Source organism: Azospirillum sp. HJ39 (assembly GCF_041507355.1).
Taxonomy (GTDB): domain Bacteria; phylum Pseudomonadota; class Alphaproteobacteria; order Azospirillales; family Azospirillaceae; genus Azospirillum; species Azospirillum thiophilum.
In genome coordinates, this window is the sequence record NZ_CP167911.1 from 2434012 (window position 1) to 2451085 (window position 17074).

The window sequence follows — 17074 nt, forward strand, 5'->3', positions numbered from 1 at the left end:
TTCCGAAGCAGGCACCGGGGAAGGTACCTCCCTTCCCCGGAGAGCCCCGGCAGCCACTCAGGCGCAGCGCACCCCGCTCAGGAAACTGGCGATTTCGCGATCGAGCTGGTCGGCCCGCTGCTGCAGGCTCTCGGCCGCGCCGTTCACCAAACGGGAGGCCTGTTCCGTGCGGGTCGCACCATCCATCACGCCGCCGACCTGAACCGCGATCTCCCCGGTTCCATCCTGCAATTGACGGATGTTGACGAGGATATCGCCCGTCATCGCCGTCTGGTTCTCGATGGCGGCAGCAATCTCGCTCGAATTCCGGCTCATGCCGTCGATGGTTCCCACGATATCGCGCAGGGCGGCTGCCGCCTCGCCGGTGGCGCTCTGGATCGCCGCCACATGGTCTGCGATCTCCGCCGCCGCCCGGGTCGTCTGACCGGCAAGCGACTTCACCTCGCCGGCTACCACGGCGAAGCCCTTGCCCGCCTCGCCGGCACGTGCCGCTTCGATGGTCGCGTTCAAGGCCAGCAGGTTCGTCTGGCCGGCCACCTCGCCGACCAGCCGGATGACCATCCCGATCCGCTCGGCCGCCCTGGTCAACCCCCCGATCAACTCGTCGGTTCGGCGGGCGTCGGCGGCGGCGCAGCGGGCGATCTCCGCCGATTGAACCACCCGGCTTCCGATCGCACCGATGGACTCGACGAGATGCTCCGCCGCTGCCGTCACACTTCGGGCGTTTGCCGCCGCCTGATCGATTGTCGCAGCCATCCCTGACGTCTGGCTGGTGGTCCGGTCGGCAATCACCGCCATGTCCCGCGACGTCCTGCCCAGTTGCCCGACCGCGGCGATGGTATCGTCGATGACGGTCTTGGAGGTGGCATCGAATTGCCGCGAAAGATCGGCGATCTGATCGGCGCGCCGCCGCTGTACCGCGCTGCTGGCTTCGCTTTCGGTCATCATGCGCTGGCGATCGGCGACATGCCCCGCCAGAATATGGATCGCGGCGGCGATGCCGCCGATCTCATCCCGCCTTGACGGCAACGCCGCATCGACCGCCATGCCGATCCGGCCGCCGGACAACTCCCGCACGACGGCGGCGAGATGGGCGAGCGGCCGGGCGATGTCGCGCTGAGTGAACCGGTAGAGCAGCCAGACAACCGCCATCGACAGCAGGATCTGAAGCAGCACGACACCGTACGAGACCGCGATCGACCTTGCGGTCTGCCGCTCCGCCTCCTGCACCAGACCATTGTAGAGCGTTGAAATCTCCGAAACCGCCGTGGCGAGGATATTGGCCTGCTTTTCCAGCCCGCCCATGAAAGCCAGGGTGGTGGAGACGTCGCCATCCAGGATGTCGATCAGGTCCGCGCTGCGGCTCGCGTATTTGCCGACCGCCTCCTTCAGCTTGCGGGCCAGTCCCTCGCTGTCGAGGTCGGTCAATCCGGCGGCCAGGGCAGTTCCATTGTCGACGATGCTAACGCCCGCCTGACTGACCCGTTGCTTGGCCGCCTCGATGCGGTCTTCCGGCAATTGGACCGACATCTGGGCAACCAGCTCGTACATCAGCTTGCGGTGCACGGCCAACGCCTGGGAAAACTCGGCGGCACGGTTGGAACCTGCGATGGCGCGTGCCAGCATGGTGGAAACCTGCCCGTCGACCGCAGACAGGGCGAAGACCTGGACACCACCCAAAACAGCCACGGCTGCCGCCAAAGCCATGAAATACGCCACCAGCTTTCTCGAAAGCGTCATCGTAGCCACCTTTCGACGTTATTTATTGTTATTGCTTGTAGACTCCGGCGCAAACGATGTTCTCAGAAGCAACTTCGCAGTACATCTGCTTAGGTTCGACTTTCTTGTTCGTCGGGTTGGTGAATTTGTAATCCTGCCAGAAACTTGGCTTGGAGTTCGCCAGCTCGATTCGTTCCTTCACATAGAGCTTTCCATCGATATCCTGAGCGTCGATCAGATCCTTGCCGATCAATTTCAGGTTGGCACCATGGGCAATACAGCGCCCCGAAAAATCGTAGACCACCACATACAGATCACGATCGGTGAAGCCGCCATTCTTGTCGTTGAAGGCAGCGAGCGCCTTGTCCTTGCCTGCGGACTTGAGGTGGGCAACCGCCTTGCCCACCATCGCCACCGCTTCATCCTTGGTTGCGAAGGTTTGGGCAGCGGCGGACACGCTTGCCAGCACCATCAGGGCTCCGGCAACGGACGCAAGCGGGGAGAAACGCATGGTCGCTTTCCTTCTGTAACCGACACCAATCGTTGGTCATGCTCACATCCTTCCCGAGCAGCCGGCCAGCTGGGAGCAACCCTTACAAAGTTTATGCGGCGCATTCTTTTCGAATATTGCGTAGAGGCCACATCGCTCCCATGTCCCGAGACGACAAACCCCGACGCTTGCGACCGTCTCCGCCACTGCCTATAAGGGCTGGGACTTCGGGCCGCAGCGGACAGCAGGGACATCGGTATGATCGTGGTCACCGGCGGGGCCGGCTTCATCGGGTCCAACCTTGTCGCGGCACTGGCCGCGCGCGGCATCACCGACGTGACGGTCATCGACCGCTTCCGCGACGGCGAAAAGTGGCAGAACCTTGCCAAGCGCGAGGTCGCGGCCCTGGTGCCGCCCGAACAGACGCTGGCGTTCCTCGACCAGCATGCGGCGGAGATCGACACCGTCTTCCATCTCGGCGCCATCTCCGCCACCACCGAGCGGGACGTCGACAAGATCGTCGCCAACAATGTGGCGCTGACGCTGGACCTGTGGCGCTGGTGTTCCTGGCGCGGCTGCCGGCTGATCTACGCCTCCTCCGCCGCGACCTATGGCGACGGATCGGCCGGTTTCGACGACGACGGCTCCTGCGACGGGCTGGCGCGGCTGCGGCCGCTGAACGCCTATGGCTGGTCCAAGCATCTGGTCGACCGCCGGATCGCCCGCGCCGTGGCCGGCGGCGATCTGGTGCCGCCGCAATGGGCCGGCTTGAAGTTCTTCAACGTCTACGGCCCCAACGAGGCCCACAAGGGCGACATGATGAGCGTGGTGGCCAAGCTCCACCCGCAGCTGACGGCCGGCGAGCCTGCGCGCCTGTTCAAGTCGCACCGGGACGGCTTCGAGGATGGCGGCCAGCTGCGCGATTTCATCCATGTCGACGACTGCGTCGGCGTGATGCTGTGGCTGTACGACCATCCCGAGGTCGGCGGCCTGTTCAATGTCGGAACCGGCAAGGCGCGCAGCTTCAGGGATCTGGCGCTGGCGACCTTCGCCGCGCTCGGGCTGCCCCCCCGGATTGAGTACTTCGACATGCCCGAACATCTGCGCGGCAAATACCAATATTTCACGCAGGCGACGACGGATCGCCTGCGCGCCGCCGGATTCGACCAGCCCTTCACCGAGCTGGAAGAGGGTATCCGGAGCTACGTGCAGGATTTCCTGTCGCAGCCCGACCCGTATCGCTGACCGGAGCCCCCATGTTCGCCGCCCTGCCTGTCGTCGCCTTTCCCACCATCGACCCGGTGGCCTTCGCCGTCGGCCCCGTCGTCGTCCGCTGGTACGCGCTGGCCTATCTGGCCGGATTCGTGCTGGGCTGGCGCTATTGCCTGGGGTTGGCGCGGCTCGATCCCGACCGGCGTCCCAAGCCGGAGGAATTCGACGATTTCCTGACCTGGGCGGTGATCGGCACGATCCTGGGCGGGCGGCTCGGCTATGTGCTGTTCTACAATCTGCCCTATTATCTGGAAAACCCGCTGGACGCCCTGCAGGTCTGGCATGGCGGCATGTCCTTCCATGGCGGCATGGTCGGCGTGCTGACCGCCATCGGGCTGTTCTGCTGGCGCCGCGGCATCTCGCCCTTCGTCTTCGGCGACATCATCGCCGCCTGCGCCCCCATCGGCCTGTTCTTCGGCCGCATCGCCAACTTCATCAATGGCGAGCTGTATGGCCGGCCGGCGCCCGATTTCGCCTATGCCATGGTGTTCCCGCGCGACCCGCTCCAGGTTCCGCGCCATCCCAGCCAGCTCTACGAAGCGGCGCTGGAAGGGCTGCTGCTGTTCGTCCTGCTGGCGGTCGCCATCCGCACGCCGGCGCTGCGCAACCGGCCCGGCACGGTCGGCGGGCTGTTCCTGATCGGCTACGGCCTGTCACGCATCGTCGTGGAGTTCTTCCGCGAACCCGACCCGCAGTTGGGCTTCCTGTTCGCCGGTGCGACGATGGGTCAGCTGCTGTCGCTGCCGATGGTGGCGATCGGCCTGTGGCTGGTCCTGCGCGGCCGGCGCCACGCCATCCCGGCCTGACGCCATGGCCGGAGAAGAGAGCGCGGGAGACGGTGCGCTGGCCCGCCTGCTGGCCCGCCGCATCCTGATCGACGGGCCGCTCAGCGTCGGTGCCTTCATGGCGGAGGCACTGGGCCATCCGCGCTTCGGCTACTACATGCGCCGGGATCCCTTCGGCAGCGGTGGCGACTTCACCACCGCGCCCGAAATCAGCCAGATGTTCGGCGAGCTGGTCGGCTTGTGGTGCGTCGACAGCTGGGCACGGCTGGGCGGTCCCGGCCCCTTCCACCTGGTGGAACTCGGCCCCGGCCGCGGCACGCTGATGGCCGACGCGCTGCGGGCGGCGGCGGTGCTGCCGCTGTTCCGCGACAACGCGACGGTGCATCTGGTGGAGACCAGCCCAGCCCTGCGCGAGCGGCAGCGCCAGGCCCTGCAGCCCATTCTGGGCGACGCCATCCAGTGGCACGACCGGCTGGAGGATGTGCCGGATGGCCCGACCATCCTGATCGCCAACGAGTTCTTCGACGCCCTGCCAATCCGTCAGGTGCAGAAGACCAACCATGGCTGGTTCGAGCGGCTGGTGGATCTGGAGCCGGACAACAGCGGCTCCGATCCGCGCTTCCGCTTCGTGCTGGAGGCCTTCGGCAGCTCCGGCAGCCGGCTGGTGCCGGACGCCCTGCGCGACGCACCGGAGGGCAGCGTGGTCGAGGTTTCCCCCGCCTCCCAGGCGGTGGCGCGGACCATCGGCGCCCGGCTGGCGGCGGCGCCCGGCGCGGCGCTGGCCATCGACTACGGCCATGCCCATGGCCCGGCGGTCGGCGACACGCTGCAGGCGCTGCGCCGCCACGCCTTCGCGCCCGTGCTGGCGGCGCCCGGCGAGGCCGACCTGACCGCGCATGTCGATTTCGCCGCCATCGCCGCTGCGGCGAAGGAGGGCGGCGCCCGGTCCTTCGGCCCGGTGGAGCAGGGGGAGTGGCTGACCCGCCTCGGCATCCGGCAGAGGGCCGCCGCGCTGGCGGCGAAGGCCAGGCCGGATCAGGCGCGCGACATCGGCAGCGCGCTGGACCGCTTGATCGATCCGGCGCAAATGGGCAGGCTGTTCAAGCTGGTCGCACTGGCCACGCCCGGAGCCTTCGCCGACGCCCCGCCGGCCGGCTTCTGACCGGCGTGGCCGGCGGATGGCCCCCGAGGCTGACGAAGCCGGGGTTGGAGACACCGCACCATAACCGCCGCAACAACCAACCGGGCGGACCGTGCATCGCGGCCCCCTGCCCCATCGGGCATCGGGAGCCATTGAACAGGGAAGGACGGCGTTCGTGATCACACTCGGCGCGCTGAACGACATCACCCATATCCGCCATGCCTTTTTCACCCGCACCGGCGGCGTCTCGACCGGACTCTACGATTCGCTGAACTGCGGGCTCGGATCCAACGATTCGCCGGCGGCGGTCCATGAGAACCGCGCCCGCGCCGCCGCGCGGATGGAGGTGCCGCCCGGCCATCTCGTCACCTGCTATCAGGTCCACAGCCCGACCTGCGTCGTCGTGGAAGAGCCCTGGACACCGGACTCGGCGCCCAGGGCCGACGCCATGGCCACCCGCAATCCTGGCATCGCGCTGGGCATCCTGACCGCGGACTGCGCACCCGTCCTGTTCGCCGACAGCAAGGCGCGGGTGATCGGCGCAGCCCATGCCGGCTGGAAGGGCGCGAAGGCCGGCGTCGTGGAGGCGACCGTCGCCCGCATGGTGGAATTGGGGGCCAAGCCCGGCCGCATCGTCGCCTGCATCGGCCCCTGCATCGCCCAGCGCTCCTACGAGGTGGGGCCGGAATTCCCCGCCCCGTTCGAGGAGGAGGACGAGCGCAACCGCGACTATTTCGCCCCGGCCCGCAAGCCCGGCCATTTCCTGTTCGATCTGGCCGCCTACGTCACCCGGCGCCTCGGCGACTCAGGGGTCACGGTGATCCAGCGCTGTCCCAACGACACCGTGGCGGAGGAGGACCGCTTCTTCAGCTACCGTCGCTCGCGCCTGCGGGGCGAGGCGGATTACGGCCGCGGTCTTTCGGCCATCGTCCTGCAGGGCTGATCCAACGCGGACGGGCGGGCGGCGACACCATGGTCATGCCGCCCGCGCAGGGCGGCATTCCCCGATGAGGGAATTCCCCACCGTCATGGAACGTTTACATGCGCACGACCCTTTGTTATGGTCCGCCCCGTTTTCAAGGGCCGGCGGCGCGCAAGCGCGCGGGCGTGCCTTGAGCCGTACCCCTGCAAAGAGAGCCGACCCCGATGAAGGTGCTTGCCGGCAACAGCAACCGTCCGCTGGCCGAGGCGATCTCCACCTGTCTCGGCGTGCCGCTGACGAAAGCGAGCGTCCGCCGTTTCTCCGACATGGAGGTGTTCGTCGAGATCCTGGAGAACGTGCGCGGCGAGGACGTGTTCGTCGTCCAGTCGACGTCGTTCCCGGCCAACGACAACCTGATGGAACTGCTGGTGACGATCGACGCGCTGCGGCGCGGGTCGGCCCGGCGCATCACTGCGGTCCTCCCCTACTACGGCTATGCCCGGCAGGATCGCAAGACCGGCCCCCGCACGCCGATCTCGGCCAAGCTGGTCGCCAACCTGATCACCCAGGCCGGCGCCAACCGCGTGCTGACGATGGACCTGCATGCAGGCCAGATCCAGGGCTTCTTCGACATCCCCACCGACAATCTGATGGCCGCCCCGGTCTTCGAGAAGGACATCCGCCAGTCCTTCGCGGACATCAACGAGGTCACCATCGTGTCGCCGGATGTCGGTGGCGTGGTGCGCGCCCGCGCGCTGGCCAAGCGGCTGGACGTCGACCTCGCCATCATCGACAAGCGGCGCGAGCGTGCCGGCGTGTCGGAGGTGATGAACATCATCGGCGACGCCGATGGCCGCCGCTGCATCCTGCTGGACGACATCGTCGACTCGGGCGGCACGCTGTGCAACGCCGCGGTGGCGCTGATGGAAGCCGGCGCCAAGTCGGTCCACGCCTTCTGCACCCATGGCGTCCTGTCCGGCGGTGCGGTCGCCCGCGTCGCCGTGTCGCCGCTGGAGCAGCTGGTGACCACCGACAGCATCCAGGCGACCGAGGCGGTGCGCGGGTCGCGCAACATCCGCCAGCTGACCATCGCCCCGCTGCTCGCCGAAGCGATCATGCGCATCAGCGAGGAACGGTCGGTGTCGAGCCTGTTCTCGTAAGGGACACGTTTTCCGAAAAAGGCCCTCTCCCGCCGGGAGAGGGCCTTTTTCGTTGGCGGAGCGTCCTACTCCCCTCCCGCCAGCCCGTGGAAGTCGTTCGCGGTCACCTGTCCGCCGGTCGCGGCGACGATGCGGACCATCACAGAGGGGCGCGGAACCCGGCGGCCATGGCGGTAACGGTTGACCGTCGCCTGGCTCGTCCCGATCAGGGCGGCGAAGGCCTCTTCCTTGGTTGCGGTGCTGGTCAGCCAGTCGTCGAGCGTCATACCGCAATGGTTTAGACCAAACCGGCTTCTGCTCGCAACTGGATTTATTCCATGGCATTGGACTTTCCAAAGCCGTTTTGGTATGAAAGCCGCATGACCACCATGCGCGAACTGCGGCAGGCCGCCGGACTGAGCCAGGAGAGGCTGGCTGAACTGGCGGGCACCTCCCAGCCCCAGATCAACAAGCTCGAAACCGGCCAGCGCAAGATGACCGTCGACTGGGCGGTCAAGCTTGCCCACCCCCTGGGGGTAGAGCCGGCAGCCCTGCTCGGCCTCGATTTTCCTCCGGCCGGAGCCGCCGGCGGCACGATGCCGCGGCCGTCCCGTGCCACGGCCCCGCCGCTGGTGCGAACACCGGCGACGGCTGCACAGCAGCCCGGAAAATCCGCCTCCATGCCGGTGCGGGCGGCGGCCCGCGGCGGGGTGGATCAGGAGATGTTCCTGGAGGACGGCCCCATCGACTGGATCGTCCGGCCGGATTACCTGAAGAACGCGCGCGATCCCTACGCCATGTACGTGGTGGGCGAATCGATGATGCCACGCTTCCGCCCGGCGCAGTTGCTGCACGTCAACCCGCACAAGCCGCCGGCGCCAGGCGCCGGGGTGGTGGTGGTCAAGCGCAACAAGGCCGTGCTGGTGAAGGAGTTCGTCCGCCGCGGCCCTGAGGCCGTGGTCTTGCGCGAATACAATCCGGCGGACCGCGAATTCGCCGTGCCCCTGGAGGAACTCGACACCCTGCACACCGTCGTCGGGTTGCAGGAACCCTGAGCGGCATACCGTTTCGGTATCAGGTTTTCATGGCAGAATAAGTCCATTATGGATTATTCCTTGTGCATCGGCGGCCCGCCTTTCGTTTCAGCGCGCCGCCCAAGCCAAGGAGACCCCGCCCATGCCCCAGCCCTATCCCCGCTTCCACCCCGGCCCGTCGGGCGGCCGACTCGATGGCTTCAGCGAACGCGGCGCCCGCGAGCTGGCCAACCGCATCCGCTCCGCCTGGGCGCGCATCGGCTGGGACGTCGAGGTCAGGGTCGAACGGATCGCCAGCGAAGAGCTGGGCGACGGGCGTAGCATCGCCCATTTCACCGTCCGCAGCGATCTGGTCAACGGCCTGCCGCAACGGCGCCTGGACCGGTCGGCGCCGGTGCCGCGGGCGCGGGCCGCCTGACAGCACCTCACTTCAGCCGCTCATCCAGCTCCACCTGATAGCCGACGGCGAGCCGGTTGGTCTCGTTGGCCATGCCCACAACCGCCATCAACTCGCCGAACTGGGCATCCGTCATCCCCAGCCGTCGCGCCGCCGCCTCGTGCGAGCGGATGCAGTACTGGCAGTTGTTGGTGACGCTGACCGCGACGAAGACCATCTCCTTCACCAGCGCATCCAGCGCGCCGGGGGCCATGACCTCCTTCAGGCTGTCCCAGGTCCGCGCCAGGGTCGGCGGGTGGTGGGCGATCATCTTCCAGAAATTGTTCACGTCCGGGACATTGCGCGCCGCCTTGATGTCTTCGTAGACGGCGCGCACCTCGGGGCCGGCGTCGGCCTGTTCGATCGGGGTCAACGGCATGGCGGCAAGCCTCCTGAAGGGAATTGGGGATCCGACGATAAGGCCGGACAATGTGCCGCAAGGCAACCATCGGCCTATGCCTGCATCGCATCCATCGGCTGCGTTGACCGCCACCCGTCACACTGGTAAGACCAGGGGCAAGGTCGCGCAAACGTTCGGGCAATGATCGTTCGGGCAGCGATCCGGCCAGAGCCGAAGATCGGTGGACATGCCGCCAAAGGCCCGGCAAAGCCTGGAAAGTCGCCAAGACACGAAATCCATTCGTGAAGCGTTCCCACACGGACCGGTTCCGGCACGCGCCCGGCCCGGCCCGAATGCCGGGAGGAACAGCGTGGAGAGCACGGTTCTCGAGACGGCCGCCTTGCCGCCCTGCCGGGGCGAGCCCTCCATCCCGGATGCCCGCGTCCGTGCGGACGAACCGGCCTTTGCGGATGCGGCGGAGGCGTTGCGCCATCTCGTCCGCTTCCAGGCCGAGGAGCCGACCCCATCCCTGTTGGCTGCCCTGCGCAAGATTCCCGTCAGCCGCGGCCCGCTGGCGCTCGACCGCGACGACGCCATCCAGGCCGCGGCCCTGATCGACGAGGTGGTGAGCGACCTGCCGCAGCGGATCACCCGCCGCAGCCTGGTGCCACTGGCCGCCGATTTCGCCGCCATCCACCGCAGCGGCGACCTGGGCGCCTGTCCGACGGAATCCCCCTGGCTCGACGAAGGGGCGCGGCCCGATGCAGCCGCCTCTCTGCAGTGCTGGCGCGCCGGGTTGGAGTGGGACCTGCGGCGCCCGCCGCTGGACCGGCTGCCCGAGGACCATGTCGCGGCTGAACTGGCGCTGCTGGCCCTCCTGCTCGACCGGGGCCGGCCGGCGGACGCCGTCCGCTTCCTCGACCGCCATCCGCTGCGCTGGGTTCCCGGCTTTTGCAGCCGGATCGCCACCCGGTGCCGCGAGCCGTTCTTCGCCGGCGTCGCCATCCTGACCAACGCGCATCTCGACCATCTGCGCGACCGGCTCGGCGCTGCCTGCGGCCTGCCGCGCGCCAGCGACGACGGGTCCGACATCCGCCGCCGCCGCTGGACGGAGGGCCGCTTCCCCCGTGCCTGCGCCTGCGATCCGTGACGACCGCCGAAACCGCCGCCGTTCGAAGAGCCACCGTCCATGGCGGGGCTTGCCGGCCCTGTCGGCATAATCGCCACTGCCGGAAAGTCGGAGTTGCCCACGCTTCGATGCTTCGGCCATGGTGACCGGATCGATGCCGGCACCGCCGGAGCGATGCGAGGCCGGCCCGATTCGATTTTCAAGCACTGGATGGCGATGCCCTTTCGCAGCCTCGACAGCCGGACCGACCGCAGGAGCTCCCTGCGGCTGCTGCGCCTCCTGCTCGCGGTGTCGGTGGCGCTGCCCCTGGTGCTGTTCGCCGGCATCGGCTGGCGCGAACGGTGGGAGGCGCAGGACGAAGCCGAGCAGAGTGGACGCAAGAACGCGCTGATCCTGCACGAGCATATGCTGAAGGTGTTCGACACCATGGCGCAGGCGCTGGACCGTGTGGACGAGCGCATCCACGGCCGCAGCTGGCGCGAAATCGGCGAATCGGACACTCTGCACCGCTATCTGCGGACACTTGAAGGCGAACTGGAGCAGATCGGCGCCATCGGGCTGATCGATCCCGATGGAACGATGCGCAATTCCAGCCTGACCTTTCCGGTAGACGCCACTTATATCGGCGACCGTGCCGATTTCCTGGAGCAGCGGGAGCGCGATGCCGGGCTGGCCTTCGCCGGCCCGATCGCCGACCCCGTCACCGGCAAACCGAGTTTCGGCATCGGCAGGCGCCGCAGCGGGCCCGGCGGACCCGACGGCGACTTCGACGGGGTGATCAGCGCCACGGTCGATCCCGAGTATTTCTCCAGCTTCTACCGGAAGGTCATCGGCAGCGAAGGCGAAACGATCACCCTGTTCCATGACGACGGGCGGATGCTGATGCGCTACCCGCCGCTCGGCCGGGAGATGCCGGATCCCCTGCCTCCCGACCGCGGCCTGCGCGCGGAAATCCGCAAGCAGCCGGACGAAGGAGTCTTCCGCACCGACAACAGCGGTATCCGGGGGCTGGCGCGGGTGTTCGCCTACAAGCGTGTCGGCGATTTCCCGGTCTATGTCGTCTATGGCCTGGACCAGAGGCAGGTGACACAGGCCTGGTTGCGCAACATGGCGCTCGACGCCGCCTTCGTCGCACCGGCGACGCTGGCACTGGCGCTGATCGCCTGGCTGGCCTACGGCCGCGCCGTGTCGGAGGACAGCGCCGTCCGCCGATGGGCGGAAGAGGTGCGCAACCGCGAAAGGCTGGAGGAGGCTCTGCGCCAAAGCCAGAAGATGGAGGCGCTGGGCCAGTTGACCGGCGGGGTCGCGCACGACTTCAACAATCTGCTGACCGCGGCGCTGGCGAACCTCCATCTGCTGGGCCGCCACCTGCCGCCGGAGGGACAGCGCTTCCTGGCCGGCGCCAATACGGCGCTTGAACGGGCGGAGAAGCTGACACGGCAACTGCTGTCCTTCTCGCGGCAGGATGCGGTGAACCTGTCGGTGGTCGACCTCGGCGACAGCCTGCGTCGGATGGGCGACCTGCTGGAACGATCCGTCCGCGCCGACATCGCGCTGGACTGGGACGTCGCGCCTGTACCGATGGCGGTCGCAGTCGATCCGGTGCAGCTGGAAATGGCGGTGCTGAACCTGGTGCTGAACGCGCGCGACGCCATGGCCGGCGGCGGTCGCATCCGCATCGCAGCGGCGCCGGGTCCGGAACCGCGGACTGCAAGGATCGCCGTGTCGGATACCGGCGCCGGCATGCCGCCGGAGGTGATGGAGCGCGCCTTCGACCCCTTCTTCACCACCAAGGGCGTGGGCAAGGGCACCGGGCTGGGCCTGTCGATGGTCTATGGCTTCGCCCGCCAGTCGGGCGGCTCCGCCACCATCGACAGCCGGCCCGGCGCCGGCACGCGGGTCTGCGTCGATCTGCCGCTGACCGAGGCCCGGCCGGCCCCGGCCGCTCCCGCCCCGGTCGAACCGGTGGTGGAACGACGACCGCTGCGCATCCTGGTCGTGGAGGACAACACACTGGTCCTGATGGCAACGGTCGAGGGGCTGACCGAGGAGGGCTTCATCGTGGAGACTGCCGAGCATGGCGTCGCCGCGCTGGACCTGCTGGAAACCGACCAGGACTTCGATCTGGTGGTGTCGGACGTGGTGATGCCCCACGGCGTATCGGGCATCGACCTCGCACGGCGCATCCGCGAACGCTGGCCGGCCCTGCGGGTGCTGCTGGCCTCCGGCTACAGCCCGGAATCGCTGCTGAGCATGGGAGCCGATACCGCGTCGGTCCTGGCGAAGCCCTTCACCCCCGACCAGTTGGCCGCGCGGATCCGCGCCCTGGCCGGCCAGGGCAAGGGTCCGGACAAGACTGGAAGCGCATGAGCGGCTCCACCGGCAATCGGGGCCACGGCTTGCGACCGGCCGCCATCGAAGACAGCCGGCTTCCCGTTCAGGCCAGGGCGCTGATGAACATCGGTGTCCACAAGGCCATGCACCAGACCAGGCCAAGGCACAGGCCGCGCGTGAAATCGTCGAAGGTCGGCGACTCCAGGCGATGCATGCGCCACATCGCGTTCAGTTCGCCCGGCGTCGGCGGCTGGTTCCCGGCCTCCGGCTCGGCGGCTCGGTCGGTCCGGGGATCGCCCCGGTCACGGTATGCGGTTGCGCGCCGGTCTGGGTCGGGTGACGGCATGGCTGGGCCTCGCATCGAAAGCGGAATGCCCAGGAAACTTGTTCGCTCCGCCCCTTCCCGCCACCCTGTCTTCCGTCATCTGCGAAATTTTGTCGGCATACGAAAAAAGGCCGCCGCCCGCTGGACGGGCGACGGCCTTTTCCGTACATCACCGCCCGGTACGGCGGATGCCGGTCACTTGCCGGGACGGATCACCGGGGTCAGCTGATCGCCCCAGTTGCCGGTTTCATTGTGATAGCGGGCGGTGCGCATCAGCTCCACCGTCACGCCGGCCTCGACCGCCTTGACGACGGCATCGTTCAGGCGGTGCAGATTGTTGGCGACGATGCGGATGGCGCTTTCCTGCTCCGGCGTCAGCTCCGAACGGTCATCCGGCGGCGCGTCCTTGAATCCCGACATGCGTTGTTCCTTCCCCTGGATTTGGGACCGCCCCGGAACGGGACCGGCTGCGGTCCAGAACTTTGGTCATGATCCTGGCCGGCCCCGAAGGCCGGTGCCCATCATGTACCACATCTTGTGCGCCGCGACAAAGTTCCCGACGCGCCAAGCGCTTGCGACCATTGGCCTCTTGCAACCGCCGAACCGCCTTCCCCCAACGCCCGGCATCCCGTTCACCTCTCCCACGGGGCGGCCCAGAGGTTGGCCGCGCCGGCAAGATCGGCGGATTGAAACCTGAGCACGGCCGGATGTGGAGACCATTCACGCAATACGGGAGATTATCGGCGGTTTATTTCATCCATACGAAATAAATAATCGTTCAGGGTCGTACCTAATATTTTGCATATCTCGACTATTGACGTATATCGATTGCGATGCCCAGAATTCGACACAAACTGTTTTTCCAAACGGAGACTATCTTGAAGCACGTCGCTGCGAAGGCCCTGCTTGTTGCGTCCTCGCTGTTTCTGATGCATGGCGCCGCGCTCGCCGGAGACCAGGACTTCACCATCGTGAACAAGACCGGCTATCCGCTGAAGCACATCTACGTATCGGAGGCGAAGAGCGACAGCTGGGACGAAGACATCCTCGGCCGTGACGTGCTGAACGACGGCGAGTATTTCGAAGTGTCCTTCGGCAAGGGCGAAAAGACCTGCAAGTGGGACATGAAGGTCGCCTATGACGACGGTGAGACCGCCGTCTGGGAAGCCCTCGACCTCTGCAAGATCTCCAAGCTGACCCTGAAGTGGAACAAGAACACCGGCGTGACCTCCGCTCTCAAGGAGTGATGCCGGGCAGGTGAGCCCTTCCGCCTTGGCTTCCCGTCAGCGGAAATTGTCGGTGCTGCGGTTCATCAGGTGGATGAAGACGTCTTCCAGCGTCGGGTCCGTCGCGATGATCCGCAGGTCCGGCTGGCCGAGCCAGGGAGCCAGCGCCCGGTCCAATGCCGCGGCGTCGGTGCCGCTGACATGCAGGCGACTGCCGAAGACCGCGACCATCTCCACCCCCGGCCGGCCTTCCAGCGCGGCGGCGATGCGATGCAGGCCGCCGCCGCTGACCAGACGGGTGTGCAGGCCGGACTCGGCGATCACCCGGTCGATCGGGCCGTTCGCCATCAGCGTGCCGTAGGCGATGTAGGCGATGCGGTGGCAGCGCTCGGCCTCGTCCATGTAATGGGTGCTGACCAGCACGGTCAGCCCCTCCCCGGCCAGCCGGTGGATCTCGTCCCAGAATTCCCGCCGCGCCTTGGGATCGACGCCGGCCGTCGGCTCGTCGAGCAGCAGCAGCTTCGGCTCGTGCAGGATGCAGGCGGCCAGCGCCAGACGCTGTTTCCATCCGCCCGACAACTCCCCGGCCAACTGCGTGCGGCGGTTGGCAAGCCCAAGCCGCTCCAGCGCATCCGCCACCCGGCGGCGACGGTCGGGCAGGCCGTACATGCGGGCGACGAAGTCCAGATTCTCGGTGATGCTCAGATCGTCCCAGAAGCTGAATTTCTGGGTCATGTAGCCGACCTGCCGCTTGATCGCCGCGCTCTGCCGCCGGATGTCCAGGCCGAGGCAGGTTCCCTCCCCCGCATCCGGGGTCAGCAGCCCGCACAGCAGGCGGATGGTCGTGGTCTTGCCCGACCCGTTGGGACCGAGGAAGCCGTAGATCTCCCCAGCCTCGACCCGGATCGACACATCGTCGACCACGGTCTTGCTGCCGAAGCGCTTGACCAGCCCGCGCACGTCGATCGCCGGAGCGTCCGCGCCGGTCATCGCCCCGTCCCCGTCGCGATCCCTGGCCGCTGGCCCTCTTCCGGCCAGACATCGACCGGCAGGCCGGGGTTCAGCGGCTGGCCGGGCGCAGCCTCCACCCGGAAGACCAGCTTCTCACGGCTGCCGACGCTGTAGATCACCGGCGGCGTGTATTCCGCCTGGGAGGCGATGCGGGTGACCCGCGCCGACAGGCCCGGCGGACAGCCGTCGCAGCGCACCGCCAGCACCGTTCCCGGCACCAACCCGGCCATGGCGGTCTCCGCCACGAACAGGACCAGCTTCACCCGCTCCGGCGGCAGCAGCGAGACGACGGGGGAGCCGGCCGGCACCCATTCGCCGGGATTGTAGAGCGTGTCTTCGACCAGCCCCGCGACCGGAGCGGCGGGCGCCAGATCGGCCAGCCGGCGGTCCGCCTGGACCAGGGCCGCCTCCGCCTGGGCGACCGCTTCGTCGGCGGCCCGGCGCTGCTCCGGCCGGGCCGCCAGCGCAGCGACGTCCAATTGCGCCTCGGCCTCGGCCAGTTGGCCGCGGTCGCGATCATAGGCCGCCAGCGCCTGGTCGAGCTTGTCGGGAGAGCTGACCTTGCGGGCGACCAGTTCCCGCTGACGGGCCAGCTCGGCAGAGGAATAGCGCAGCGCCGCCACGGCACGCGCCTTCTGCGCCGCCAGCACCGCCACCTCCTGCGGCCGCCTGCCGGTGGCGAGGTCCGCCTGCTGCGCCCGTGCCTGGGCCAGCGCCGCGGCCAGACGGTCGCGCTCGGCGCGGGCGGTGGCGCGGTCGATGGCGAACAGCGGTGCCCCCGCCGCCACCTGCGCGCCACGGCCGACCGACAGGCTTTCCAAGGTGCCGGCGCTGGGCGCGGCGATCCGCAGATACTCCCCCTCGACATAGCCATGGGCGAGCGGCGGCGATCCATCGCCGCCGAAGGGCAGCCCCACGGCCAGGGCCAGCGCCGCCAGCCAGTCCGGAAAGCCGCTCATGGCACACTCTCCCCCGCATCGTCCCGCAGCAGCACCCGGCGGAGGTGATCGATGTGTGTTTCGACCAGGGCCGGCACGTCCAGCGGCGGCGATCCGTCGAGACCGTCGAAGGTGCCGCGCCAGACCGCGCTCATCAGCAGCGGCGCCACGATCAGCCGGACGCCATGGTCGATCTCGAGCGGGCGGAATTCCCCCTGCCCGATCCCCCGCCGAAGCAGGCCGGCCAGCACATCGAAGCCGCGGCGGATCACCTCGCGATGGTAGAAGGCGGCGAGCTCGGGAAAATTGCCGGCCTCCGCGATCACCAGCCGCGGAATGGTCGCCGCCCGCGTCGTGGCGATCAACTGCGCCACCATGCGCAACAGCCGCTCCAGGACCGGGAATGCGGGCCCCTTCCCCGCCGCGGCCAATGCCTCGGCCTGTTCCAGATCGGGCAGGATGGCGGTGCGGACCACCGCCTTGAACAGATCCTCCTTGCTGGGGAAATAGAGGTAAAGCGTGCCCTTGCCGATGCCGGCGCGGGCTGCGATCTCCTCCAGCCTTGCGGCGGCGAAGCCGCGTTCGGCGAAGATGTCGGTCGCAGCGGCAACGATTTCCTGCGGGCGGGCATCCTTACGACGGCGGCGCGGCTTGGTGGCCGGATCGGAAGCGGAATCGAAATCGGGCATTGGGCGGCCCTTTTACTGACTGACGGGTCGGTAACTAACATGAAACCCACCCCGCCTCCAACGGCGAAGACCATTGTGCAACGCAGCGGAACCTATGCAAAAAGTCTTGCCTTTCCGCGAGCAGTCACAGACACTTTCCACCGG

Annotated in this window: 19 protein-coding genes; 10 read left to right on the plus strand and 9 right to left on the minus strand. The window is 67.8% G+C overall.

From position 1 onward, the window contains the following. Positions 1-57: 57 nt before the first annotated feature. Both ABMY26_RS24900 and ABMY26_RS24905 read right to left on the minus strand, forming a co-directional pair. Positions 58-1740 (minus strand): methyl-accepting chemotaxis protein, encoded by a 1683-nt coding sequence (locus ABMY26_RS24900; protein WP_372397278.1) that lies wholly within the window; start codon positions 1738-1740, stop codon positions 58-60. A 28-nt stretch (positions 1741-1768) separates the two neighbouring features. After that, positions 1769-2230 carry a cache domain-containing protein gene (locus tag ABMY26_RS24905; protein ID WP_372397279.1) on the minus strand — a complete coding sequence of 154 codons (462 nt, stop codon included), beginning with the start codon at positions 2228-2230 and terminating at the stop codon, positions 1769-1771. A gap of 237 nt (positions 2231-2467) precedes the next feature. Here ABMY26_RS24905 and rfaD point away from each other — a divergent pair, with 237 nt between their 5' ends. From rfaD to ABMY26_RS24930, 5 genes are all read left to right on the plus strand, one after another. Further along, on the plus strand, positions 2468-3454 hold the full coding sequence (gene rfaD, locus ABMY26_RS24910; protein ID WP_372397280.1) for an ADP-glyceromanno-heptose 6-epimerase: 987 nt from the start codon (positions 2468-2470) through the stop codon (positions 3452-3454). Positions 3455-3465: 11 nt separating this feature from the next. Then, a complete protein-coding gene (gene lgt, locus ABMY26_RS24915; protein ID WP_372397281.1) occupies positions 3466-4287 on the plus strand; it encodes a prolipoprotein diacylglyceryl transferase in 822 nt (273 codons plus the stop codon). 4 nt (positions 4288-4291) lie between these two features. Then, the gene (locus ABMY26_RS24920; protein WP_372397282.1) at positions 4292-5428 is read left to right on the plus strand and encodes a class I SAM-dependent methyltransferase; all 1137 of its coding nucleotides are present in this window, start codon (positions 4292-4294) and stop codon (positions 5426-5428) included. Positions 5429-5582: 154 nt separating this feature from the next. Next, on the plus strand, positions 5583-6350 hold the full coding sequence (gene pgeF / locus ABMY26_RS24925; RefSeq protein WP_372397283.1) for a peptidoglycan editing factor PgeF: 768 nt from the start codon (positions 5583-5585) through the stop codon (positions 6348-6350). A gap of 203 nt (positions 6351-6553) precedes the next feature. After that, complete coding sequence (locus ABMY26_RS24930; protein ID WP_045580808.1) at positions 6554-7489, plus strand: ribose-phosphate pyrophosphokinase; 936 nt, start codon at positions 6554-6556, stop codon at positions 7487-7489. 65 nt (positions 7490-7554) lie between these two features. Here the strand turns inward: ABMY26_RS24930 and ABMY26_RS24935 are convergent, their stop codons facing one another. After that, positions 7555-7755 carry a helix-turn-helix domain-containing protein gene (locus ABMY26_RS24935; protein WP_372397284.1) on the minus strand — a complete coding sequence of 67 codons (201 nt, stop codon included), beginning with the start codon at positions 7753-7755 and terminating at the stop codon, positions 7555-7557. Between the two features lie 93 nt (positions 7756-7848). Here ABMY26_RS24935 and ABMY26_RS24940 point away from each other — a divergent pair, with 93 nt between their 5' ends. Then, complete coding sequence (locus ABMY26_RS24940) at positions 7849-8523, plus strand: XRE family transcriptional regulator (protein ID WP_372397285.1); 675 nt, start codon at positions 7849-7851, stop codon at positions 8521-8523. Between the two features lie 121 nt (positions 8524-8644). Next, positions 8645-8920: a hypothetical protein gene (locus tag ABMY26_RS24945; RefSeq protein WP_045580811.1), complete on the plus strand. Its 276-nt coding sequence runs from the start codon at positions 8645-8647 to the stop codon at positions 8918-8920. Between the two features lie 7 nt (positions 8921-8927). On the opposite strand, the gene ABMY26_RS24950 is transcribed toward ABMY26_RS24945, so the two are convergent. Continuing rightward, entirely contained in the window at positions 8928-9317 is a 390-nt protein-coding gene (locus ABMY26_RS24950; RefSeq protein ID WP_045580812.1) for a carboxymuconolactone decarboxylase family protein, read from the minus strand. A 331-nt stretch (positions 9318-9648) separates the two neighbouring features. On the opposite strand from ABMY26_RS24950, the gene ABMY26_RS24955 reads away from it, so the two are divergent. Both ABMY26_RS24955 and ABMY26_RS24960 read left to right on the plus strand, forming a co-directional pair. Then, a complete protein-coding gene (locus tag ABMY26_RS24955; RefSeq protein WP_372397286.1) occupies positions 9649-10428 on the plus strand; it encodes a molecular chaperone TorD family protein in 780 nt (259 codons plus the stop codon). 93 nt (positions 10429-10521) lie between these two features. Further along, a complete protein-coding gene (locus ABMY26_RS24960; protein ID WP_372397287.1) occupies positions 10522-12777 on the plus strand; it encodes an ATP-binding protein in 2256 nt (751 codons plus the stop codon). 67 nt (positions 12778-12844) lie between these two features. Here the strand turns inward: ABMY26_RS24960 and ABMY26_RS24965 are convergent, their stop codons facing one another. Next, on the minus strand, positions 12845-13087 hold the full coding sequence (locus ABMY26_RS24965; protein WP_372397288.1) for a hypothetical protein: 243 nt from the start codon (positions 13085-13087) through the stop codon (positions 12845-12847). Between the two features lie 174 nt (positions 13088-13261). Further along, on the minus strand, positions 13262-13486 hold the full coding sequence (locus tag ABMY26_RS24970) for a hypothetical protein (RefSeq protein ID WP_042443767.1): 225 nt from the start codon (positions 13484-13486) through the stop codon (positions 13262-13264). Positions 13487-13944: 458 nt separating this feature from the next. Here ABMY26_RS24970 and ABMY26_RS24975 point away from each other — a divergent pair, with 458 nt between their 5' ends. Then, a complete protein-coding gene (locus ABMY26_RS24975) occupies positions 13945-14313 on the plus strand; it encodes a hypothetical protein (RefSeq protein WP_372397289.1) in 369 nt (122 codons plus the stop codon). Between the two features lie 36 nt (positions 14314-14349). On the opposite strand, the gene ABMY26_RS24980 is transcribed toward ABMY26_RS24975, so the two are convergent. Genes ABMY26_RS24980 through ABMY26_RS24990 form a run of 3 tightly spaced genes read right to left on the minus strand, consistent with a single transcriptional unit; the run spans position 14350 to position 16930 of the window. Continuing rightward, a complete protein-coding gene (locus ABMY26_RS24980; protein ID WP_372397290.1) occupies positions 14350-15282 on the minus strand; it encodes an ABC transporter ATP-binding protein in 933 nt (310 codons plus the stop codon). Beyond that, entirely contained in the window at positions 15279-16262 is a 984-nt protein-coding gene (locus ABMY26_RS24985; protein WP_372397291.1) for an HlyD family secretion protein, read from the minus strand. Before ABMY26_RS24985 ends, ABMY26_RS24980 begins: the two co-directional genes overlap by 4 nt. Next, complete coding sequence (locus tag ABMY26_RS24990) at positions 16259-16930, minus strand: TetR/AcrR family transcriptional regulator (RefSeq protein ID WP_372397292.1); 672 nt, start codon at positions 16928-16930, stop codon at positions 16259-16261. The genes ABMY26_RS24985 and ABMY26_RS24990 overlap by 4 nt, the downstream gene beginning before the upstream one ends. Between the last annotated feature and the right edge of the window lie 144 nt (positions 16931-17074).